29 protein-coding genes and 1 tRNA gene are annotated in these 21096 nt (G+C 58.5%); 9 read left to right on the top strand and 21 right to left on the bottom strand.

The features are described 5' to 3' along the window. The first annotated feature begins 1 nt into the window (after position 1). The 3 genes from CNX70_RS09500 to CNX70_RS09510 all read left to right on the top strand — a co-directional run bounded on the left by CNX70_RS09500 (position 2) and on the right by CNX70_RS09510 (position 3672). Positions 2-2047 carry a putative bifunctional diguanylate cyclase/phosphodiesterase gene (locus CNX70_RS09500; protein WP_096234492.1) on the top strand — a complete coding sequence of 682 codons (2046 nt, stop codon included), beginning with the start codon at positions 2-4 and terminating at the stop codon, positions 2045-2047. Between the two features lie 162 nt (positions 2048-2209). Next, positions 2210-2299: transfer RNA gene (locus tag CNX70_RS09505), tRNA-Ser, on the top strand. Positions 2300-2493: 194 nt separating this feature from the next. Beyond that, entirely contained in the window at positions 2494-3672 is a 1179-nt protein-coding gene (locus CNX70_RS09510) for a tyrosine-type recombinase/integrase (RefSeq protein ID WP_167389631.1), read from the top strand. Here the strand turns inward: CNX70_RS09510 and CNX70_RS09515 are convergent. The 13 genes from CNX70_RS09515 to CNX70_RS09565 all read right to left on the bottom strand — a co-directional run bounded on the left by CNX70_RS09515 (position 3637) and on the right by CNX70_RS09565 (position 9548). Further along, positions 3637-3816, bottom strand: coding sequence for a helix-turn-helix transcriptional regulator (locus CNX70_RS09515; protein ID WP_096234494.1), 180 nt, complete (start codon positions 3814-3816; stop codon positions 3637-3639). The genes CNX70_RS09510 and CNX70_RS09515 overlap by 36 nt on opposite strands. Then, positions 3816-3983, bottom strand: a complete 168-nt coding sequence (locus tag CNX70_RS28120) for a hypothetical protein (RefSeq protein ID WP_157750960.1) — start codon at positions 3981-3983, stop codon at positions 3816-3818. The genes CNX70_RS09515 and CNX70_RS28120 overlap by 1 nt, the downstream gene beginning before the upstream one ends. A gap of 15 nt (positions 3984-3998) precedes the next feature. After that, positions 3999-4850: a phosphoadenosine phosphosulfate reductase domain-containing protein gene (locus CNX70_RS09520; protein WP_096234495.1), complete on the bottom strand. Its 852-nt coding sequence runs from the start codon at positions 4848-4850 to the stop codon at positions 3999-4001. Beyond that, entirely contained in the window at positions 4847-5461 is a 615-nt protein-coding gene (locus tag CNX70_RS09525; RefSeq protein WP_208624511.1) for a hypothetical protein, read from the bottom strand. Before CNX70_RS09525 ends, CNX70_RS09520 begins: the two co-directional genes overlap by 4 nt. Further along, complete coding sequence (locus CNX70_RS09530; protein WP_096234496.1) at positions 5458-5697, bottom strand: hypothetical protein; 240 nt, start codon at positions 5695-5697, stop codon at positions 5458-5460. Before CNX70_RS09530 ends, CNX70_RS09525 begins: the two co-directional genes overlap by 4 nt. Then, entirely contained in the window at positions 5691-5843 is a 153-nt protein-coding gene (locus CNX70_RS28515) for a hypothetical protein (protein ID WP_167389632.1), read from the bottom strand. The genes CNX70_RS09530 and CNX70_RS28515 overlap by 7 nt, the downstream gene beginning before the upstream one ends. Further along, positions 5840-7678: a replication endonuclease gene (locus tag CNX70_RS09535; RefSeq protein WP_096234497.1), complete on the bottom strand. Its 1839-nt coding sequence runs from the start codon at positions 7676-7678 to the stop codon at positions 5840-5842. The genes CNX70_RS28515 and CNX70_RS09535 overlap by 4 nt, the downstream gene beginning before the upstream one ends. Then, positions 7668-8021 carry a hypothetical protein gene (locus CNX70_RS09540; protein ID WP_096234498.1) on the bottom strand — a complete coding sequence of 118 codons (354 nt, stop codon included), beginning with the start codon at positions 8019-8021 and terminating at the stop codon, positions 7668-7670. Before CNX70_RS09540 ends, CNX70_RS09535 begins: the two co-directional genes overlap by 11 nt. Positions 8022-8122: 101 nt before the next feature. Further along, entirely contained in the window at positions 8123-8524 is a 402-nt protein-coding gene (locus CNX70_RS09545) for a hypothetical protein (protein ID WP_096234499.1), read from the bottom strand. 120 nt (positions 8525-8644) lie between these two features. Then, a complete protein-coding gene (locus CNX70_RS09550) occupies positions 8645-8908 on the bottom strand; it encodes an Ogr/Delta-like zinc finger protein (protein ID WP_096234500.1) in 264 nt (87 codons plus the stop codon). Further along, entirely contained in the window at positions 8905-9093 is a 189-nt protein-coding gene (locus CNX70_RS09555) for a hypothetical protein (RefSeq protein ID WP_046682347.1), read from the bottom strand. Before CNX70_RS09555 ends, CNX70_RS09550 begins: the two co-directional genes overlap by 4 nt. A 37-nt stretch (positions 9094-9130) precedes the next feature. Beyond that, positions 9131-9334, bottom strand: a complete 204-nt coding sequence (locus CNX70_RS09560) for a hypothetical protein (RefSeq protein WP_035820909.1) — start codon at positions 9332-9334, stop codon at positions 9131-9133. 10 nt (positions 9335-9344) lie between these two features. Continuing rightward, positions 9345-9548, bottom strand: a complete 204-nt coding sequence (locus CNX70_RS09565; RefSeq protein WP_096234501.1) for a YlcI/YnfO family protein — start codon at positions 9546-9548, stop codon at positions 9345-9347. Between the two features lie 82 nt (positions 9549-9630). On the opposite strand from CNX70_RS09565, the gene CNX70_RS09570 reads away from it, so the two are divergent. The 5 genes from CNX70_RS09570 (at position 9631) to CNX70_RS09585 (ending at position 13410) form a co-directional block, all read left to right on the top strand. Then, positions 9631-10074, top strand: a complete 444-nt coding sequence (locus CNX70_RS09570) for a helix-turn-helix domain-containing protein (protein WP_096234502.1) — start codon at positions 9631-9633, stop codon at positions 10072-10074. Positions 10075-10313: 239 nt separating this feature from the next. Then, the gene (locus CNX70_RS28125; RefSeq protein ID WP_157750961.1) at positions 10314-10895 is read left to right on the top strand and encodes a nucleotidyltransferase domain-containing protein; all 582 of its coding nucleotides are present in this window, start codon (positions 10314-10316) and stop codon (positions 10893-10895) included. Further along, positions 10867-11277 (top strand): HI0074 family nucleotidyltransferase substrate-binding subunit, encoded by a 411-nt coding sequence (locus CNX70_RS09580; RefSeq protein WP_096234504.1) that lies wholly within the window; start codon positions 10867-10869, stop codon positions 11275-11277. The genes CNX70_RS28125 and CNX70_RS09580 overlap by 29 nt, the downstream gene beginning before the upstream one ends. A 63-nt stretch (positions 11278-11340) precedes the next feature. Continuing rightward, positions 11341-12678 carry a hypothetical protein gene (locus CNX70_RS28130; protein WP_167389633.1) on the top strand — a complete coding sequence of 446 codons (1338 nt, stop codon included), beginning with the start codon at positions 11341-11343 and terminating at the stop codon, positions 12676-12678. A 261-nt stretch (positions 12679-12939) separates the two neighbouring features. Further along, a complete protein-coding gene (locus CNX70_RS09585) occupies positions 12940-13410 on the top strand; it encodes a GNAT family N-acetyltransferase (protein ID WP_096234505.1) in 471 nt (156 codons plus the stop codon). Between the two features lies 1 nt (position 13411). Here CNX70_RS09585 and CNX70_RS28135 read toward each other — a convergent pair whose 3' ends face one another. Then, complete coding sequence (locus CNX70_RS28135) at positions 13412-13645, bottom strand: hypothetical protein (protein ID WP_157750963.1); 234 nt, start codon at positions 13643-13645, stop codon at positions 13412-13414. Between CNX70_RS28135 and CNX70_RS09590 the strand changes: the two genes are divergently transcribed. Next, positions 13644-14084, top strand: a complete 441-nt coding sequence (locus CNX70_RS09590) for a hypothetical protein (protein ID WP_096234506.1) — start codon at positions 13644-13646, stop codon at positions 14082-14084. The genes CNX70_RS28135 and CNX70_RS09590 overlap by 2 nt on opposite strands. A 4-nt stretch (positions 14085-14088) precedes the next feature. On the opposite strand, the gene CNX70_RS09595 is transcribed toward CNX70_RS09590, so the two are convergent. The 7 genes from CNX70_RS09595 to CNX70_RS09625 are packed head-to-tail and all read right to left on the bottom strand — an operon-like array spanning position 14089 to position 21060. After that, positions 14089-15357, bottom strand: a complete 1269-nt coding sequence (locus tag CNX70_RS09595) for a phage late control D family protein (RefSeq protein WP_096234507.1) — start codon at positions 15355-15357, stop codon at positions 14089-14091. Next, positions 15354-15962: a phage tail protein gene (locus CNX70_RS09600; protein WP_096234508.1), complete on the bottom strand. Its 609-nt coding sequence runs from the start codon at positions 15960-15962 to the stop codon at positions 15354-15356. Before CNX70_RS09600 ends, CNX70_RS09595 begins: the two co-directional genes overlap by 4 nt. A 15-nt stretch (positions 15963-15977) precedes the next feature. Further along, positions 15978-18848 (bottom strand): phage tail tape measure protein, encoded by a 2871-nt coding sequence (locus CNX70_RS09605; RefSeq protein WP_425269231.1) that lies wholly within the window; start codon positions 18846-18848, stop codon positions 15978-15980. Further along, positions 18849-18962, bottom strand: a complete 114-nt coding sequence (locus CNX70_RS09610) for a GpE family phage tail protein (RefSeq protein WP_071650277.1) — start codon at positions 18960-18962, stop codon at positions 18849-18851. Positions 18963-18970: 8 nt separating this feature from the next. Next, on the bottom strand, positions 18971-19279 hold the full coding sequence (locus CNX70_RS09615) for a phage tail assembly protein (RefSeq protein ID WP_096234510.1): 309 nt from the start codon (positions 19277-19279) through the stop codon (positions 18971-18973). 38 nt (positions 19280-19317) lie between these two features. Continuing rightward, a complete protein-coding gene (locus tag CNX70_RS09620) occupies positions 19318-19827 on the bottom strand; it encodes a phage major tail tube protein (protein ID WP_096234511.1) in 510 nt (169 codons plus the stop codon). 57 nt (positions 19828-19884) lie between these two features. Beyond that, positions 19885-21060, bottom strand: coding sequence for a phage tail sheath protein (locus CNX70_RS09625; RefSeq protein WP_096234512.1), 1176 nt, complete (start codon positions 21058-21060; stop codon positions 19885-19887). Between the last annotated feature and the right edge of the window lie 36 nt (positions 21061-21096).

Here is a 21096-nt window from a genome sequence, read left to right on the forward strand (position 1 = left end):
CATGACCTTGCTGCCGGTGTCGGATTACCTCGGTGACAGCGCCGCTCTGTGCGATGCCGTTGTGCGTTTGCGCGGTCCCGCGCTGGTGGCTGAGCTGGGCCGTATCGCCAGCGCCGTGATGGCCAGCCCGCATGGCCAGTTCCTGCCTGCGGGCAGCATGGGCGCCGCTGTGCCAGCCGCGCCGTTTCCCCGCGATACGCCCGCCTTGCTGCAGGAAATCAGTTTTGACGGCCATTGTTTCGGCCATTACAGCGTGGCGGGACGCAGCCTGTACAACGACGCCGACCGCCGCCACCTGGCCAGCCTGGCCTCGCTGACGGCCGGCGTGTTGCAGGTGCATTCGCTGGCGCAACGCTCTACCCATGCGTTTGCGCAAGTCGAAGCCTTGCTGGCGCAGCAGACGCAAATCCTCGACCAGTTGCACGAATCCGTGCTGACGATGGACTTGACGGGCTACATCACCAGCTGGAACAAGGGCGCCGAGCGCCTGTTCGGCTACACCTCGGTGGAAGCCGTGGGGCGCAACATCCTGTTCCTGTACGACGACGAAGACACGGGCTTCCACGATGCCTTCCTGGAGCAGGGAGGACGCCTGATGGAAGTGCGCCGCCGAAAGAAGTCGGGCGAAATCTTTTGGGCCAGCCTGTCCCTGTCGCCGCTGCAAGACATGGACGACAAGCCCATCGGACTCATCGCCTACCTGACGGACATCACGGAACGCAAGCTGGCCGAAGAGCGATTGCACCACCTGGCCTACTACGACCCGCTGACCAGCCTGCCCAATCGCACCTTGCTGGCCAAGCTGGTCGACCAGGCCCTCTCCGTGGCGCAGCGCAGCAAGATGCTCGGCTGCGTGCTGTTCATCGACCTGAACCGTTTCAAGCTGATCAACGACACCCTGGGCCGGCGCATCGGCGATGAACTGCTGCGTCAGGTTTCCTTGCGTTTCCGCAAGGTATTGCGCGACCAGGACCTGGTGGCGCGCCTGGGCGGCGACGAATTCGCCGTGGGCCTGTTCGACATCGGCCAGCACTTCGAGGCCAGCATGGTGGCGCAAAAGCTGCTCGCTTCCCTGGTGCCGCCGTTCCTGATCGAAGGCCACGACTTGCGCGTGGGCGCCAGCATCGGCATCAGCGTGTACCCGCAAGACGGGCAGGACGCGGAAACCCTGCTGCGCCTGGCCGACATCGCCATGTACCGCGCCAAGCAGGACAGCGGTGGCGAAGCGGAAAGCGTGGCCTTCTACAGCCAGGACATGAATGTGGGCATGCAGGCGCGCATGCGCCTGGAAACAGGCTTGCGGCAGGCATTATCGGAACAGCAACTGTTGCTGCACTACCAGCCGAAATATGCGCTGGGCAGCGGCCGCATCATCGGTGCCGAAGCATTGGTGCGCTGGCACCACCCGCAGCACGGCATGATCCCGCCCGCCGAGTTCATCCCCCTGGCCGAATCGACGGGCCTGGTGGTGCAAGTGGGCGAATGGGTGCTGGAAGCGGCCTGCGCCCAGGCGCAAGCGTGGAAACTGGCGGGCCTGCCGCCGATCCGCCTGGCCGTCAACGTCTCCGCGCGCGAATTCACCTCGGCCCTGCCCGCCAGGGTGGCGGCGACCCTGGCCCGCTACGGCCTGGAAGCGGCCTGGCTGGAACTGGAAATCACGGAAAGCACGCTGATGCACAACATCGAGCGCGTGATCGGCATCATGGACCGCATCACGGCGCTGGGCGTGGCCCTGTCGCTGGACGACTTCGGCACCGGTTATTCAAGCTTGTCCTACCTCAAGCGTTTCCCCATCGACACGCTCAAGATCGACCGCTCGTTTACCACCGGCATTCCGACCGACGCCAGCGATTGCGCCATCGCCAGCACCATCATCAGCATCGCCCAGCAGCTGCACCATAAAGTGATCGCGGAAGGCGTGGAAACGGCGGAGCAACTGGCATTTTTGAAGAGCTCCGGCTGCGACGAAGTGCAGGGCTATCTGTTCTCGCGCCCGTTGCCAGCGCTGGAGTTCGAGAAGGCGCTGCGGGAAAACTGGGGGCTGTAGAGCTTTGCTTTGGAGTGCCAGCGCAGGTATTGAACCCACAGGCGAAGAGCCGGGGTCGTACCCGCCGGGTACGACCCCAGTCCTTGCCGCTAGGGGGAAATAAGGCCACCGGAGTACTAGCCATTGGTAAGCCACTGACCTTTATGTATAATGCTGCCATCAGGAAGCGTGGCCGAGTGGTTGAAGGCACTAGTCTTGAAAACTAGCGACGGGTTACACTGTTCGTGAGTTCGAATCTCACCGCTTCCGCCAAGTACATAAAAAATTCGTGAGTATACTCAACCTATATTCAACCGAATTTCATTGAAAATCAACGACTTAGATTGATTTTCGGCCTTTCGAATCGCAGATTCGGAGGTATCCAAAAACCCTCTCGCAGAATGACGCGTAGGCGCAATTGTAGGTATGATGCGGTTTTTCTCAAAACCGTACCTACAGGATATCGCATGGCCATCAATACGCTTACCGACGCAGACTGCCGCCGTGCCACGCCAAACGATGGCAAGCTGCGCAAGCTCTTCGATGGCCACGGCCTGATGCTGGCAGTCCTGCCAAGCGGAAACAAGGTTTGGCGCATGGCCTATCGCAACGACCAGGGCAAGCAGCAAACTGCCGTGATTGGCCCGTATCCCCTGATCGGTCTCAAGGAAGCCCGCGACCGTCGCGACGCTTTGCGTTTGAAGTTGATCGACGGGGAAGACCTCAAGCCCAAGCGCAAGACGAGCCCATCCATTGCCCTTGATGCGGCAATCGATACCTACTGGGCCGGGCGCACGGACATCAGCGCCGGCTACAAGGCAAATGCATTGCGCGCGCTGGCCATGTACGTCTCGCCGACGCTGGGCGCGAAAACTGTGCGTGAAATTACCAAGGAAGACTTGATGGCCGCGCTGCGCCCGATGGATGCCGCCGGCCTGTCTGTGTACGTGCGGCGCGTGCGCATGTGGGTGGGTCAGGTGCTCGACTGGTCCATCCAGCACGGCCACTGCGAAGAGAACCCGGCATCGAACATCAATTCGAAGGTCGCCTTTTCCCGCAAGCCGCGCGAAGGCTTTGCCGCCCTGGCGCTGGCAGAGGTGCATCCGTTCATGGAGCGCCTGGCATTGGAAGATGAAATTCAGTCTGTGCTTGCTTGCAAGCTGTTGGCATTGACGTGGACGCGCACGGACGAGCTGCGGCGCATGACCTGGGCGGAAGTGGAGGGCGATGTTTGGCGCATACCCGGCAAGCGCATGAAGAAGGGCCGTGAACACCTGGTGCCGCTGTCAGTCCAGGCGCTGGGCCTGTTGGCGGAAATGAAGCTGCGTTCGCGCGGCAGCATCTACGTTTTCCCGAACGACCGGGGCGGTAGCCGCCCCATGAGTGAAAACTCGATTCTCTACCTCATTCACCGTATCGGCTTCAAGGGCAAGATGACCGGCCACGGCTGGCGCAAGGTCGGTTCCACTTGGGCCAACGAGCACGAATACAACTCGGACCACGTCGAAGTGCAGCTCGCGCACAAGGACGGCGGCGTGCGCGGAGTGTACAACTCGGCGGAATACCTGAAGCAGCGCCGCGTGATGCTTCAGGCCTTCGCTGACTGGCTGCTACAGGAGCCTGATGCCGGCCGCCTGGAGCGTTGACAGGCGCCACCCCAGCGTGCGCTGGGTGATGGCAACGTCCGCTGGCGGCAGCTTGTTTTCCTTCACCCATCTGCGCAGCGTCTCCGAGGTGACGCCCAGCATTTTGTACAAGTCCTGGCGGTAAATAATTCGGTCTTCGTTCATCAGTTTGTTCCTTTCGTGGTTTGGTTTTTCTTGCGCTGGGCTGGTTCTGTATGGCCGGCTTTGCTTTGCACCGCCAAGGCGAATGCTTCGGCCTCGGTGTGGTGTGGTACTTCGACGCCAGGCTTGCGGTAGTCGCGCAGCCGGCAGAATTCTTTGTATTGGTCCATTTTCGTAATCTCCTTCTAATCCGTGCATCCACAATCGGTTAAGGCATCATCGAAGGGGAACAGCTCCCCGTGATTCATCGCCATGTCATACATCGCCTGATAGCTGGGCCTATCCTTGCGGAACCAGCCGCCAGCACCTGATCCGGCCGTCTGAGCGTTCTTTTCCTGCTGTATCCACCACAGCGCGCGGCTGGGCTTTTCCCGGATCAGGGATAACACCTGGTTGCCGCCTTTCAGGAAGCACAGGTCGCAGTTGCCGTGCATCGTCTTGCCGCTCATATTCGGCAAGCCCAGGTCAAAATCTTGTGCTGCCCAAAACGCGCTGACGTCAGCCACGGTCAGGCCGGCTGCAGCCAAGGGCGCCTCCTTTACTTCGTGCTTGCCGTAGTCCTGGTTCGCCAGCCGTGCCACGCGCAAGGGCTCGTCGGCGCGCATGCCGATAAACGTGGTCCACTCGACCAGGCCTATCGACTTCAAATAGCGCTGCATCGGCCGCACCTTGAGTTCCGCCGTGCAAAAGCGGGCCACAGGGTTCGGCAGGAATTTCTTTTCGTCGTGCAGATCGGCGAACGGCTCGCCGCGGCGGCTGGCCGTAGCAAAGTCCACAACGGCAAATTCTTTGCCGCGCGCTTCATTGCGAGGGCGGTTTTCTATCCAGACGATGGGAACGCCCCAGCGTTCGCCGCAGTCGCGCACGAATTCAAGGGTCGCTTCCTCTTCCTTGCCGGTGTTGGCGAAGCACACCGTCACGTCTGCCGGCAGCGTGCCGCCGTAGGCCTGAATCGTCATCCACAGCATCATGCCGCTGGTGCGGCCACCGCTGAACGAAATGACGCCCGGGCCGTCGAACAGGAATGGGCTGTTCATGCGGGCACCATGCAGCGTCGCGCCAGGGAGACCAGCCAATGCGCCAGCTCGGGCGGCGTGTGTTCACGTTCTGCCTTGCCGCATTCCGGCCGCCAGCCCTGATCGCCTTTCCTGCGCCGCTGGCCGGCGCGGTTGCGGCCGGACGCGGCGATTACATGCGACGCTTCGCCCAGGACGATGGGCATGGCCGGTATTTGAGCCGGCGCACAGCCGACGATGTACAGCAAGGTGGCCTTTTCCGCGCGGTGGCCAAACGAGCTTTGGAAAATCGGCAGAGTCCATCCGCCGAATTTGTCCGTCTCGCCGGCCGCTGGCAAGCCGCAGTGTGGCCATAGGGTCGAGCGCTTCGGGTGCTCAAGCACGCCGCCGAACTTGCGCACCTGGGCGACGGCCCACACCGCGAGTTCCTTTTCACCCGGGCGCGGCTTGGCCAGGGCGCGCAGCGTGCCCCAGGAGCGGCAAGGCGGATGCGCCACCACGGGCATGCCGCCTGGCCAGGCGAGTGCGTCGCGTGCGGCATCCCAGGCGTCCACCGCCGGCATGGTCTTGTAGATGGAATTGGCGCGCACGAACAGGGCCGCCACGGCAGGTATTGAGCGTTCCGCTGTCATGCTGGGCACCCGATAGGCGCGGTTGCCTTCTTGATCGCCTCGATGGCGCCCAGCGGCACCGCCCGGAACATGCCCGGCCACTGGTGGTCCAGCTCCACCCACGCATGCAGCTCGCCATTGCCCACGTCGCGGCGCAGGTCGTTGACGGTGCCGGCCTGGTAGCCTTCATCGGTATCGAATGTCACGCGGTCGCCCAGGGCGATTTGCCGCGGCGAATTGGTCAGGGTGTTCAGCATTGCGTTGCTCCTTTCAGTTTGGCGGTAACGCCGCACACGCCGTAGCGGTCGATGGCAGCGTCGATCACGTCGCCGCTGGACGCGGCATCATCAAAAAATTCAAAGCGTTCGGTTTCCGTGCGAACGATCACGGCAAAGGTGCTCATGTGCCATTTCCTTCCTGAGGTGGGGTGTCGGGAACGATCAGCCGGGGATATGGACAGGCATCGACTGCCGCCCAGGCGTTGATAATTTCGGTTTTTGCCCAGTCGGGCAGGTCAGGGATCGCCAGCGCCTGTAGCGTTTCTGGCGTGACTTGAACGGTCTGCGTACAGTTATTTACACGAGTCCGAGGAACGGCAACCCCAACAGCCACCCCGCGCCCGCCTGTGGCCTGTACGGGCGTCCAGGTATGGCGCACGGACTTGAAGACCACGCCAATGAGGTCGCTGCAGCGCACGCCGTATGGCGTGATGCGCTGGGTTTCGCCGTAGCGGCCGATGACGGTCTTTTCGTCCTTGGCCAGCGTGACGATCAGTTCCTTGCGCGGCACCAGGGCGCCGCCCTGGGCGCGCAGGTATTCGGCCCAGCAGGCGCGCTTTTCGCCGTTGATCTTTTGCACGGCATTCCAGGCGCGGCGCATGGCGGCCGGCGCTTCATTGACCATGCTTTCCTCGATGCGGCGCAGTTCGCGCCACACGGTCACGGGCGCGCCGCCCCATTGCTGGAATTGGCGGATGCCCCAGCATGCGGCCCAGGACTCGACGCGCGCCGATGGCGTCAGCTCGACATCGCCTTCGGTGTCGGGCGTGACGACATAGCCTTCTTTCGTCTTGTGCTCGGCCACTCCGTCGATGTTCTTGGCCACGTACTTGGCGATGTAGCCGGCGGCGCTGCCCTTGGCCCAATCGATGCGTTTCACGTCGAGGCGGCGCGCGAAGGCGCCCGGTTCGCCACGGTCCACGCGCCAGGCGTAGCGCTTCATGATGCGAATGGCGCGGCCGGCCACGTCTTTCAGGTGCGCCGTCTTGTATTTCGCGGTCGGGCGCACGAACAGCAGCAGATGCCAATGCGGGCAGCCATCGTGGTGCGGCTCGGCGATGCGAAAGCCGTACAGGCCGATGCCCCGGCGCGCCAGTGCGGAGCGGCACAGCGATGTCATCTTTCCCAAATACGCATTGGCCTCGCGCGGCGTGGAACCGTCGAACTTGTCGTTTGGTTTTCCGCTGTGCTGCATGGCGTGAAAGCGCGATGGGCACGTCCAGGTGATGAAAATGCCCTGGTCGCCGCATTCGCGGGCGATCTGTTCAAAGCCGTTGATGCGCAACATCAGTTCGCCGCGCCGGATGGCCTTGTTGGCGGTGGTTTTCTCGGCCAGCTCGGCGATGCTGAATTGCTGGCCGTTCTCGTTTTGCACCAGCGTGGCGGCCAGCGCAGCCGCGTTGCGCCGGTTTTGCGCCAGGCGCGATAGCACGGCGTCGTTGCTGGCGTAAGGTTCGCCGCGATAGTTCACATAGCCCAGGCGAATATTGCCGGCCTCAAAGGCGCGCTTGACCCGCTTGCGCAGCTGGCGGCGCCACCAGCGGGCGTCCACCAGGCGGGCGATGGTGTCGGCCAGCGCGTCGAACTCGGGCAGCTCGATGCCATACGAGGTGCATTCGTCTTCCATGATCTGCAGCGCGTGCGTGTCGGACACGGCCATCCACAGCATCTTGGTCACGCCAGCCGCCGCGCGCTCAGCGGTGGCCACGATGTCGGCGTCGCTCTGCGACAGGTCGACGCCAGCCGGCACGTATTGCTCGGCGAACTCGCGTACAAAGCTGGTGGCGATGGACTCATAGATTTTGTACCAGGACGACCAGGCCATCTTGGCCATGGTCGCCGTGATGATGCGGTTGCGCCACTTGAACGGAATGCGGGCCAGCTCGGGCGCGAACTGTGCGGATCGCAAGAAGGCTTCGTGACGCTGGGCGTCGGGCAGCAGGATTTGTTTAGATTGCATTCAACAGTCTTTCGTACACACGGATAGCGGCAGAGGTGGCGGCGCGCAGCTCGATGCGCTCTTCCTCGGTAAAGGAGTGGATGGGCGATTCCCAGCGGTCGGCGTCCATGCCGGCGGCGATCAGCACGGAACGGCGCGCGCCGCGCGGCGACAATCCCCAGGCCTGGGCGATGAAAGGCGCCAGGTTGCGCGGCTTGATGCTGCGCAGCGACGCCTTCGCCTCGGCGATGGCCGCCAGCGCATGCCCTGCGCCCGGTGGCGTCGGCATATCCTTGTCGCGCGCGGCCAGAATCCCGGCGGCAGGCTGGAAGGACAGGTGATTGTCGATAAGGGACGCCGGCATGGTTCAGTCCTTGATGAAGCCGATGGCCCGCAGCAGGGCAGGGGTAATGACGATCAGGAGTGACAGCAGCCAGACGCCGCAGGTTTTAGCCAGGCGCAGCATCAGTGTGCTCCTTCCTTAGGAAAATACTTGGCCCAATCAGTCTGTGTTCTGAAGGAGCTGATGTACGGCACGACGCCCAATTCGCTGGCGAATAGATAGCGCAAATCGATAGCCAGATCGCCGAGCAGAACACGTTGGTGCTCAGGTGTGAAAAAGCCCGTAGCGTTCAGTGCTTGCGCATCGCTGATGATGAAGGTGAGATTAAGTGCTCCATAGGCGTGATAGGTCTTGGCAATTTCATGGATGTGGGCAGACAGCGCCCCGATGTCAGAGCCAGCTCCGGCCTCCAACAGAAAGCAAGTCGGCGCTACAGGAACGACGTATTTTTGCAAAGCGGGGTGGACCGTGATTGGTGCCGGAGATATACCGGCCTGACTGATGGCGTGCAGTGTGTTTTCCATCGGTTTTCCTTATTTCAGGTTGAACGAATCCCGCACGCTCAAAAGGGAGCGCAGCAGGGCACAGCAAAAGAGGGGAGTTACAGCGGCCGGGCTACGGCGGCGCGAGGATCGGGATCGTCATCAGCAGCCTGCCGTCAGGTCGAAGGCCAGCTGGGTGGTGGCCGCCGTGCGCGCATGCTGGGACATCGGGATGCGGATATCGGACTTTGGCACGGCGGACAGCGATAGGGTGCGCAGCACTTCCAGGCCTGCCACGAAGACGTGCCCGCAGTCGGGGTTCTGGCACATGTAGGTGATTTCCTTGAACATGGCGGACATCGTGCGGCTTTTGACAGCGCGGACGGTGTATTCGCAATGCGGGCAGGGCAGGCCGATGACTCTCATTTCAGCTTTCTTTCCACTTGGTACAGGGCGCGACCGCGACCTGTCATGTTTTTCGACTGTATGCGTAAGCGCGACTTGACGAGCCATTCGGCCGCCTGATCGATACTTGCCAGCCCCTGGCGTTGGCGCACGAGTTCCAGCACCGCGCGCTCTTCGTCATTGAGGTTAATTTGATGGTCTGGCATTTTCTGTAACTTTAGAGTTGCTCAAAAGTGACTCGGTTTAAACGCTGCGACGCTGTACGCTGTCGATGGTGGCGTCATCCAAGGCGATCACGGCCAGGGCCTCACGCATCACGATCTGGCGCACCAGCACAGCAAGCTCTTCGCCCTGGTAATTGGCGATTGAGGAAACAAGCTGGTGCTCGTAATCGTCCAGGCGCAGCATGACGCGGTGGCTGCGGATACGTTTTGCATCGGGGTACATGACGTTGTCCTTAGTGAATGGATTTGGAAGCGAGTTCACGCTTGTAGTCGGCGAGGCCGCGTAGGATCAGGAAGCGGAGGAACCATGCACGGGAGCGCTCAAGTTTCTCCGCATAGCCTTCGACTTCGTCTACTTCATCAGACGTCAGACGAACGCCGAGTGGCTTAGTCGTGATGCCCTTGGCAGTGCGCCTCGCTATGGATACGTTTTTCATAATGTTATGATCTGTAATCGCTATGGTATGGCATAACTATAGCTCTCAAATGAGAGCATTGTAAAGAAAAATTTGCACACAAATGAGATCAATTGGTGAAATACTAAAAGAAGAGCGTCAGCGGTTGGGCATGAATCAGGAAGATTTTGCCGCTGTCGCTGGACTAAAACGACGTGCACAGACGCTGTATGAGCAAGACGAGCGTGCCCCGGATGCGCTTTACTTACGAGCGCTGGCTGGAATTGGGGTCGATGTCCACTACATACTTACGGGTGAGAAATTGCAATCAGCAGTGACCTCGGATGAGCGAGAACTGTTGGATGGCTATAGAAGCATGGACGTTCGCGGGAAAGCAGGCGTACTTGGAATGATTGGTGGCATGCGCTCGCCAATGCCGCCAGCATCCCAAGCAGGGAATGCCCCACACGTTGAAACCCACGGCAAGATTGGCCAAAATTTTGTGGGGAATATCATTGGCCCGCAAACTTTTAATGTGGCCGGCAACGGACGGAAAAAGGAAAAATAGTCTGCAAATGATTCAGCTTCTTATGCTGATTGTAATAGCTGCTTGTTTACTCTGCATAATTTTCAGCGGTTGGAATTCTCGAGAGCGAACGCTTAAGGCGGGCGAGTTGGGCGGCTCCCTTTGGCACCATACTGTATAGCCTGCGAACGGTAGCTCACGGCCAGAAGCGGCTGCTCAATGTGTTAAATCCATCCGTGAAATTTGACATTTGGAACCTGCTTCGATAATCGAGAACGTGGTTGTCCGCTCAAGAGTCGCCGACTGCTGAATGCCCAAAATGGTATGCGTTCGGTAATTTCATTGTCAGAACTAGCCGTATTTTTGAGTTTATTGAAAAATTTGACTTATCAAGAGGGGTACATTGGGAACCTATTAATAATGGCTTTGGAAATCTTGGTACTTCGTCCGACCTGATCCTATGCTGGCAGAAAGGCTGGGGTTTAGAAGGTTTGCCCGCTGAACTAAGTCATAATGTAATTAATAATATGCTAGTAAACTTACATAAAATTAGCCCTTTACCTGATGAGGCTATTGAATTTCTAGAAGATCTCAGTCAAAGAGATTCAGTTGAGACGCTGATAATTTTTGGTTCTCGAGCCTGTGGTGATTATGAAAAATATTCAGACATTGATTTGGCGGTGATAGCCTCGTCCTTTGTCAAAGAAGATTGGATAATGTTGAGAGCGAAAGCAACCTATGATGTTCGAGTATTTTTCAGGATTTCAATTGTCAATTTTTTATCAAATCCAATTCGTTTGCAAAAACGAATTTATGAAAATGGAGAAATAGTTTATGAAAAGTCCAAGAAAGCTATTGGATAGTCTTGGTAATTTACGTAAGGCCGTTGATAAATTGGAAAGTGGATTGGAGATTCCAAAAGATCGTGAACTGGTTGTTGAAGGAGTCATTCAGCGCTTCGAAACCGTCGTGGAGTTGGTATGGAAAACTCTTAATCGCGCATTAAAATATGAAGGAATTCATGCAGGAACCCCACGGGAAACTATGATAGAGGGTTTTTCTGCTGGTTGGCTGAGCGGAGAAATTACTTGGCAAGACCTTCTAGATCATAGAAATAAGTCATCGCATGAATACTTAGATGACTCTTTTATCAGTGATTATTACGACGAGATTAAAGAACTATTTAAGCCGATCAAAGAATTTCTTGAGTTTTTGGAAAATAAATATTCCGGCTTATCGTGCTGATTTGCGATTAATTCTGTCTTGGGATTTAAAGTCAAAGCTGATCTTTGCCGTGGAGGATTAAGTGTGCGTAGTTTAACCCCGCTTTGGGTTGCCCCACGTAGTGGCCAGGATTGGCGTGATGATGAAATTTTAAAGATCAATGAATTTTTTATTTCGACAATAGATAGCCATTCTTGGGAAAAGAGATTGCATGCTGTTAGAGAAAAATTTGAAAATGGAAGGCGCGATTTAAATCTAGGAAAACATGATGCTGTACTATTTGAAAATTCCGACTTAATCGCCTGGTATATTTTCCAAGCGAATGCCTATGCGGCGCAGCGAGAATGCTGGTATGAGCCAGAAGCTTATCGAATTGTTCCTGTATTCACTCGTTTAGGTCAAATATTGCATCAGCTAAAAAATGTTAGCGGTGTTATGGATCGAGTGCTGGAATTGATGACCGGTGGTAAAAGTTGTCCAGATGACGGACTTTATGAGCTTCTTGTAGCTGGAGCGTACCAAACTCGGTTATGGAGTAGTGTTGACTTTGTTACAGCTCGCCCAGGCATTGCGAAAACTCAGGATATTCTTGTTACGAATGGTCGCCGCCGATGGGCTGTTGAGTGCAAGCGGGTGAATAAATCTGCCTACGAGCTAGCAGAGCGTCAGCGTGTAGATGTATTAACTGGGGAAGTTCATAGTCTATGCCGTAATCGTGGACGTTCCATTGTTCTCGAAGTTAGCTTTAACGTCGAGGTAGACTCATTAGCTGATAATTATCTTTTAGAACGTCTTGAGAGGTATATCGCGAATCCCACTCGTAGCCGTTGGGTGGATGTTCAAGGTCGTGGACAGATACGAGAGATACATTGGAATTTGGCGCGTTCCGTACTCAAGCATGACGACGTTTTTTATGGTTCCAGTAGAATGGTGGAGTTGCTTGCAGGATATTACAATGCAAGCATCGATCATAGCGTGGCAGCAGACTGGGATCCGGCATCAGCTAACCCCCTTTATGCCACTGCCATTAGACAAGCTAGCCTTGTGAGTTGGCGGAGTGATTCAGTCGATGCAAAAATGCGTAAGGCTCGCCATTTCCACGGAATTGTAACGAAGGCTAATAAGCAACTTCCGTTAGATTGCCCTGGAGTGGTTCATATAGGTTGCGAGGCTAGAAATGGAAACTCTGAAGATGCTTTTCGTCATATACGAAATGTTGTCAAGTTGAAGGAGTTCGATTCAGAGAAGTCTCGATTGCGATGGGTTTATGCAAACTATTTCGTACCGGAGCATACCACCGACCCCAATGAATCTTGTGCAATTACTGAGACAACTGCTGCCTATAAAATTGGTAGGCATGGCACGAATCAGCCGCTGCCAAAACATTTTCTTTTTGATAGCGAATCCGTTCCATTTAGATAAACGTGTGGACTGAATTTTCATGCTATGAATAAGTTAGAGTTGTGTTTTTTCAGGCAATGTAGGGGAAGTTGTCGTAGCTATTAGGGATTTTCTTCATTCTCTTTGAGAATTTCCCTAGACCTCCTCAATATACTTCTACGCATGTAGCGTCGCTCGCTTGTTGCCTTATCGGCTATCAGGGAATTTTGTATTGTGGGAAGAGTAGAGGTCTGTGTGGTTTGGAAAAATTCCTCCTCTGAAACTGCTGAAGAAGAGAGTCTTATGGATGTAATTAAACAGGCAAGCACGGTATTTTTCCCTGAAGTTATTGAGTGGCTTAAGGCCGAAAATGAGCGTGACGGCACCGGATTTTATTGCAATAGAAATGTTATTGAGAGGTTGTTTTCCCGTGGCGATGGACTGTGCTATATGGTTGCGGGAAGGACGGTCGGTTTCGTCGTATTTCAAATGTATATAGACGGTGGAGAAATTCACATTATTGAGATTGAACCTTCTTTTAGACAACAGGGTCTTGGTTCCCAGCTGTTAATGGCTGGAGTAGAGGCACTGCGTGGGAAGGGAGCTAAGTACGTAGAGGTTGAGTGCACCTCGTTAGAGGGGGAAGCCCTCTGCCGAAGTCAGTTATTTGAAAAATATATTGATCCCGTAAATTATAAAAATGAAGATGATAATCCGATACTGAGACGCTATTTTTCTGAATGGAGACCTTCTCCACCAAATCCTTGGGCATAAGTTATATCACTTTCACACAGTTACCGGCTTTGCATAGCGTCACCTGTTGGTAATTGAAATGCGTGAGCTGTGTGCTTAGCGCGGTTGCAATGGTTTCCGGATCAGCAGCCGCCAAAATTTTATGCCATATTTCTTTGGAGCGTACTTGGTCAGATATTCCCAGTATCTGCCGATGGATATGGCTCCGAATTTCGTTTTCTTGGCGTTCTACTTCTTCTAAATTTCTGTTGCTCATGACACTCTCCAATATTGATGCTTTTGATGTATTAACTGGCCAAATTTTTGCAAAATTGTACGAAAATTTCCCGAAGCCAATCTTCCTGGACGCGAGAAAATTTGTAGAAGGTGGCGAAGCTGCATGCTTCAATGCTGACAGCTTCACAGGTGCCGAAGTGACTCCTCCGGCAGAGGCATTTATCAACACCGCCACATGGTTGGTGCAAGAGGGCTACATTTCCGTACGCCCCAATAGCAAGACAGCCACAGGCTTCTCGGATGCGGTACTTTCCGAGAAAGGTTTGACCGCACTCAAAGCTGTCCCCGATAGTCTGGTCTGCCGCGTTAGCTTGGGCGAGAGATTGGTGCAATCAGTGAAGGCCGGAACTATGGAGACACTCAAGGGTGTAACAAATGAAGTATTGAGCGTCCTGATAAAGTCTGTGACCCTCCCGTAGTTCGTCACGCCTGCGCTTTGGAAGCCGTTTCCGCCGGCTTCCATGGCTCCTCGCTGTTCTCCCGAATAATCTCGCGCACTTCCTTGATGTGCTCCCACTCCAGTTTCGCCGCCCGCTTGGCGCCGTGCTTGCTCTTGTAAAGATGCTCCAGCATCTTGAGCTTGTCCTTGGCTCCCGCCATCTCCTGGCCCGCTTTTTTCTTCTTCCTCGCCACGTCCTTCCACTTGGCCACCACGCCTGTGATGCCTTCGTTCGGGTCTTTCTCGTCCTCGCGCTCGGCCTCGACCGCTTCCGTTTTCGTCTCAAACTCCACGCGCGTGGTGAAACCGTTGCCACCCAGGCTGTGCGTGACCTTGACCGATAGCCAGTCGGTGGCGTCGATCTCGGGCTTGAATCCTTGTACGGTCACGGGCGATTGCGGGAACACGGCCGGATTGCCCAGGGCCAGATTCATTTCGAAGGTGGCCAGGCCGCGCAGGATGCGCTGCCATTCGGCGACGGCCGCCGCGCGCGCGTCGGCTTCGCTGGCGAAGGTGGTGCGCAGGCGCTTGCTGTTGCCGGGCACGCCGGCCACGACGCTGCGGCGGCGCGCGTAGCGCTCGTCATGCCAGAAGGCGCGCACGCCCGTATAGGCGTCGCTCTCGGCGCTGTGGTAGCGGTGGCCGTCGCCCAGGGCGCGCGTGATGGGTATCACGTGCAGCGCCTTGCCGCTGGCCGTGCGGCTGTCGTTGATGGGGATGAACAGCAGTTTGTCATTCTTGACGGTGGCCACTGCGTCGTATTTCTTGCCCAGCCGGCGTAGGAAAGCCGCATCGCTTTCGTGGGTCTGGTCGATGTGCTCGATGGCGGTATCGCGCAGGCGCGCCGATACGCCCGAGGCCAGCTCGTTGCGAAAGGCTATGGCCTCGATGATGGCGCCCAGGGTGGTCTTGTGAAAGCTGTGTTCCTGCTGCTGTTTGAAGGTGTCGATCAGGTTGGCCGACCTGGCGCGCAGGGTGATGGTGTCGGGCGCGCCGCTGTGCTCCACCTCGTCCACGGTGAACTTGCCCATGTCCACCAGGCCGGACGCTTGCCAGCCCAGCGCCAGTTCGATCTGCGCGCCGCGCGGCGGCATGGCCAGCTTGCCGTCGCTGTCGTCCAGCGCAATGTCGAGCTGGTCGCTCTCGTCGCCGCGGCACAGCGTCAGGGTCAGATTGATGAGGCGTGGCGAGACGATGGCGGTGATGTCCTTGTCCTCGATGGTGACGCGGAAAGCGGGGATATGTTCGCTCATTTGAACTTGTCCGCCGCGCTGCCGATGGCGCCGCTGATGCCGGCGCCGATCTTGTCTTTCATGTCGCTGACCACGCCGCCGTATTTTGACGTGATGCCGCCGACCACATTGCCGACGACGCTGCCGACGGCATTCTTCGCCGCGCCGGCCACGCTGCTGGTGATGCCGTCGATGCTGAGCATGTTTTTCAGGTCACCGATGTCGCCCAGGCCAAGCATGGCCAGCACGCCGTCGTCGTCGCGTTTCAGGGCAATCGAAAATTCCACACGGCGCGCGCCGCCGCTGCCGTCCAGGATAGTGCGCCCCTCCGTCATGCTGGTGATACGGTAGGAGCCAAGGATGCGGCCCGTGCCCTGGATCAAAATCCACGATTTACCTGTGTCGGCCATCATGCGCAGCGCATCGAGCGAATACAGGGAGCCGGTCAGTTCCGGCGCCACCCAGCCCGACAGGGTAATCGTGTCGTCGCCTGGCCCCACGTACTGGTGCGCGTCGCGCAGGCCCACGCGGGCCGTGCTGGCGTGCTTCCATTCCGTTTGCCGCTGCAGCTCGTGATAGGCCAGGGTCGGCAGGCTGAAAACGAACATGCCTAAAATCATCATCATGGTGTGCTTCTTTCTTTAATCGTGGTCGCGCAGGGACGAGCGGATGCGTGCCGCCTTTTCGCGGTCGCGTTGGTCGAGCGCCGTACTCACGGCGCGCGCGATGGCCTGGGGATCGGTGCCGGCCTGCACGTGGAAGGTGATTTCGATCTTGTCGCCCTGAATCGTCATGCCGGCGCCGAACCCGCCCTGGGACAACGGCGCGCGCGTGTCGAAGGCGCTGGCGGGCAGGGTGGTGGCCGTGCCGATGGCGATGCCGGCGCCCAGTTGCGTCAGGCGCTGCGCCAGTCCGGAAACCTTGGCAATCGGCGCACCTTCGCTACGGTCCAGGCCCACGGCCAGCCCCTGCATGGTGTAGTCGCCCAGCTCGGCAAAAACGCGGCTTGGGCTATGGATGCCCAGCTTTTCCTTGAACCAGGCAATGGTGCTGGAACCGGCATTGCTGATGGCGTCCTTGACGGCGCCCATGGAACCCGTGATGCCGTTGACCAGGCCGCGCAGGATGTTGGCGCCGAACTCGGTGAACTTGGCCGGTAGCTCGATACCGAACCAGCCGAGCACGCCCGCGAATGCCTGATAGAACACGCCGACGGGTGACCAGTTGATAATCAGGGCCGTGATGCTGCCCATGCCGCCCGCGCAGACGGTGCGCAGGCGCGACCAGATATCGGCGAAGAATGCAGCGATAGGTTGCCAGGATGCGGTAATGCGCTGCAGGATGCTGGCGCCGAAGTCGGTGAACGTGGCCGGCAGCGTGATGCCGAACCAGCCCAGCACGCCCGCGAAGGCGCGATAGAACAGGCCCAGCGGTGACCAATTGGCGATCAAGGCGCTGACGCCGCCAATGCCGCCGGCAAACGCCGTTTTGACGTGCGACCAGATGCCGGTGAAAAACGCCTTGATCGGTTCCCAGTATTTATAGATCAGATAGGCGGCGCCGGCAATGACCGTGATAGCAATGCCAATCGGGTTCATCAGAAGGGCGCGCCCCAGCCACAGCACGGCACGGCCGGCCCACATGAAGGCGCCGCCCAAGCCGCGCAAGATGGGCGTGAGTACGCCGCCCTTCACACCCATCTTGGCGAACATGACGTGCAGCATGGCATACGGGCCGATCATGGCGGCAATGCCCAGCATCAGCGGCCCGAGCACCAGCAGCAGGCCGGCCAGCACGGCGAAGGCGGTAATCATGACCTTGGCCACGGTCGGATTGCGTTCCATGAAGCCATTCAAGCGCTGCACGGCGCTGATGGCCAGTTCCAGCCCCTGCGCGTACAGCGGCAAGATTTTCTCGCCCATGGTCAGCTTGAGGTTGGCCAGTTTTGATTGCGCTTCCAGTTCCTTGCCGGCGGCCGAGTCGCGCCCCAGCTTTTCAAGCTTGCCGATATCGGCGGCGCCACGGTTGAGTTTTTCATTTTTGTGGATCTGCACGCGCTGCAAGTACATCTGCGAATACAGGTTCGACGCGGTGCGGTTGGAAAAAATGCTGCCGATGGCGTCGAGCACCTGTTTCTTTTCCGTGATGCCCTTCTTGGCCAGTTGCGGCAACAGCACCTTTTCCAGCCATTCGAATTGGTTTTCGCGGAACAGTTCCGCGCCCAGCAGCGCGCCGGGATCGAGGAACGAGACTTGCCCCGCCTTGTCGTGCTTGACCTTGCTCTTGTCGCCAATCAGGCCGAACTCTTCCAGCTTCTTGGCCGAACGCTTCGTCGTGCGGCCCTGGTACAAGTTCTGGTAGGCGCTCATCAGGGACGTGCCGACGCGGTTGCCGCTCATTTCCTGCACCAGCGGTTCCATCTGGTAGTAAAAGGCATCATCTTTCAAGCCCTTGGCGGCGATGCCGCCCGTCTTGATCATGTTCAGCCATTCATTCGGGCCGACACGCCCGCCCGTGGCGGTGATGACTTGCTGCACAATGTTGGCCTGGGCTTCAAACTTTTCCTTGCTCTCCAGGCCGCCGCGCAGCTCGATCACCTTGAGCATGTCCATGAACTTGCGTTCGTTGTCGGCGCCTTCTTCCTCACCAAAGAAGGCGTGATTGGCAAACTTCATCTTGGCCAGGGTAGGGGCGACCATTTCCGCATGGTGCACATCGGCAAAGGCGCTCATGCCGTCGCGCATGAGTTGCAGGTTGTCGAGCTGGCTGGTGCCGTAGGTTTTCATGTTGCGCGCAAAGGCGACGGCTTCGGCTGATACCTTGTCGCCCAGGCCCAGCGCATTGACGCGGCCCACTTCCGTTTGATAGTGCTTGGCCTCGTTCAGTCCCTTGACGACGGGCGCGCCGATGACAGCGCCCGTGGCGGTGGCGCCAGCGCCGGCCATGGCCAGATTGCCCGCCTTGTTGCGCAGCTTGTCAGCGTGCTGGGTAGCGTTGGTGACGCGCTGCTGCTTGGCGGCGGCGTTGGCCAGCTTCTGCTGCTGCAGCGTCATGGTTTTGTTGGTGGCCTCGATCTCGCGGCGCAAGGTGCGCTCGTGGTTGGCCAGGTCTTTGGTGCCGATGCCAGCGCCCGCCAGGCGCTCGCGCATGACCTGCAACTGCTGCGCCTGCTGCTGGCCGGCCGTCTTCAAGGCGCCTGCCGCTTTGACGGCGGCGTTAAACTCGCGCGTCATGGCGCGCGTGGGCGCCTCCGCCTGCTTCATCTTGGTGGCCAGGCTGGCCACCTTCTGCTGTGCCGCTTCCAGCTTGGTGCGGGTGGCGTCCAGGCCGCCGTGCAGCTCGCGGAATTTGCTGATGCTCTTTTGCTGCGCGTTCAGGTCGCGCAAGCGGTCGCTGGTCGCCCTCAAAGCCTTGGCCGTGTCGCTGGAACTGCTCATGATCTTTTTCAGCGGGCCGGTGATTTTATCCAGCGCTGCAAACACTACCTGTAACCTCAAATCCCGGCCAGCCATCTATTCCGCTCCGCTTCGTTGCCGGGCGCGTTCGCGCCAGGCCATCAGTTCATCAATCGTAAAATCGTCCATCGCTGCCGGCGTCCAGTGGAAGACGCCGGCAATGTCAGCCATCGCGTCTTCTACTTCGCCGGGGATACCGAAAGGCGATCGGCTTTGCTCGCCAAAAAACCGGCAACCTCGGCGCCCACGGCCAGCAGGTCAGCCGGGTCCATGTTGGCGATGTCGTGCGCGGTCAGGGTCGGTTCGGTGATGCGCGGCAGCACGATCTGCAGGGCCGACACGTTCAGGTTGGCCAGCTCGATCAGGGAAATGCCGCGCAGGGCGCCTGCCTTTGGCTTGCGCACGGTGAGCGAGGTGATGACGGTATCGCCGCGTTTGATCGGTTCGTCCAGTTCGATGACGGCTTGATTTTGGGTATCGTTGTGCATGGTGTTGTCCTGGTAGGGTGGTGGTGAATAAAAAGGGATTACAGGCCGATGGCCTTGCGGATGGCCGCATTCGTGTCGCCGCCGCCGAAGTTCTCGGTGCCGCTCATGAAGTCCAGTTCGATGACGGTGGCGCCGTCGATCATCAGCTTGTAGTAGCTGCACGCCATGGTGTATTTGTGGGTGGTGTCGTCACCCATCTTGGCCGCGCCCATGTCGATTTCCTTGTAACGGCCGCGCACGACCACTTCCACGGCGGCCACCGTGCCGTCATCGTCTTCCTGGTAGGCGCCGGCAAAGCGCAGTTGCACGGCACTGTGCGAGTGCGCGCCGTACTGTTTCAGTGCTTCGGCGATCAGGCCGCCTGCGTTCCATTCCAGCGACAGCGCCTCGTTGCCAAAGTCCACGGACACGGGGCCGCTCATGCCGCCGGCGCGGTACTCTTCCATCTTGCGGCTGAGTTTCGGCAAGGTGACTTCGGGCACCATGCCCATGAAGGAGACGCCGTTCTGGAACAGGTTGAAGTTTTTCAGTTTGCGGGGCAAGCCCATAGTGTTCTCCGTTGTTCAGTTGCGCCCGCGCAGGAGCGGGCAGGGTGGTGACATTGGTTACGCGGCGATGCGCGAGGCGAAGTCGGCCAGGTAGCGGTCGGTAATGCGCTGCTGGAATTTCAGGTTTTCCAGCGGCGGCACGGGCGTGTAGTCGTAATCGATGGCCAGCTTGCCGTCTTTCAGCGCCGTCTTGTCGTTGTATTGCTCGTCATACCAGGCGTGGCCATCGATGATGTAGCCCTGCAATTTCAGGTCGCGGAATTTGGCGTTAATGCTTTCCAGCAGGTCGCGCACCAGGGACGGATGCAGGGGCAGATCGACATAGGCGAAGTGTGCTTCGGCGATGGTGTCGGCCAGCACCTGCGCCGTGCGCGTGTAGCTTTCGAAATAGAAGAAGCCGCCCGGCGCCTCGCAGGTGCGCGAACCCCAAAAGCGGTAGCCGCCCATGTTAATCAGGGTGGTCACTTCCTTGGCGTTGAGCACGCCGGCATCCGTGGCCGGGTCTTGCAGGTCGAAAAACACGTCCTTGCTGATGCCGGTGGGGCCGTTGACGACCACATTGGACAGCGTCTTGTGCCAGCCGGTTTCCTCGTCAATCTTGGCGCGCAGGCCCATGGCGTAGGCCACGGCGGAAATGCTGGCCTCGGCGTCCGTGGCGGTATCCCAGTTCACAAAATCCGGCCAGATGACCATGACCTCACGCTGGCCGAACTGGCCGCGATAGGTGGTGGCCGCGGTGACGGTGGCGCAGCCATAGGCGGACGCATACACGAAGCCGCGCAGACGCTGCGCCACGCTGGCCAGGGCGTTGGTGACGGCCTGGGTATCGAGGCCCGGCGCGCCCAGGATGCGCGGCTTGACGCCGAGCTTGCTTTGCGCCGCCAGCAGCGCCTTGGCGCCCAGGTATTTGCCGTCCGGCGATACGCCGCCCACCACATTGGTGGTGGTTTCCGCTTCCGTCTCGCCTTCGGCCACGCGCACGACGACGCACAAGGGCTTGGTCTGCGCGGCGATGGCCGCCAGGCTGCGATACAAGGTGCCCGTCTTGCCGGCCTTGCCCATGGCGGCCAGCACGTTGGTGACGAGCACGGGCGTGTCGAGCGGGAAGGCTTCCGGGTCGGCATCGCCAGCCGTGGCGATCAGGCCCAGCACGGCCGTGGAGACGGTGCGGATCGGGCGCGAACCCTCGTTGATTTCAATGACGCGCACGCCATGGTGGTAATCGGTGGCCATGTGGACTCCTATTGTTTAATTGAAATGATGTGGACT

Source organism: Janthinobacterium svalbardense (genome assembly GCF_002327145.1).
Lineage (GTDB): Bacteria > Pseudomonadota > Gammaproteobacteria > Burkholderiales > Burkholderiaceae_D > Janthinobacterium > Janthinobacterium tructae.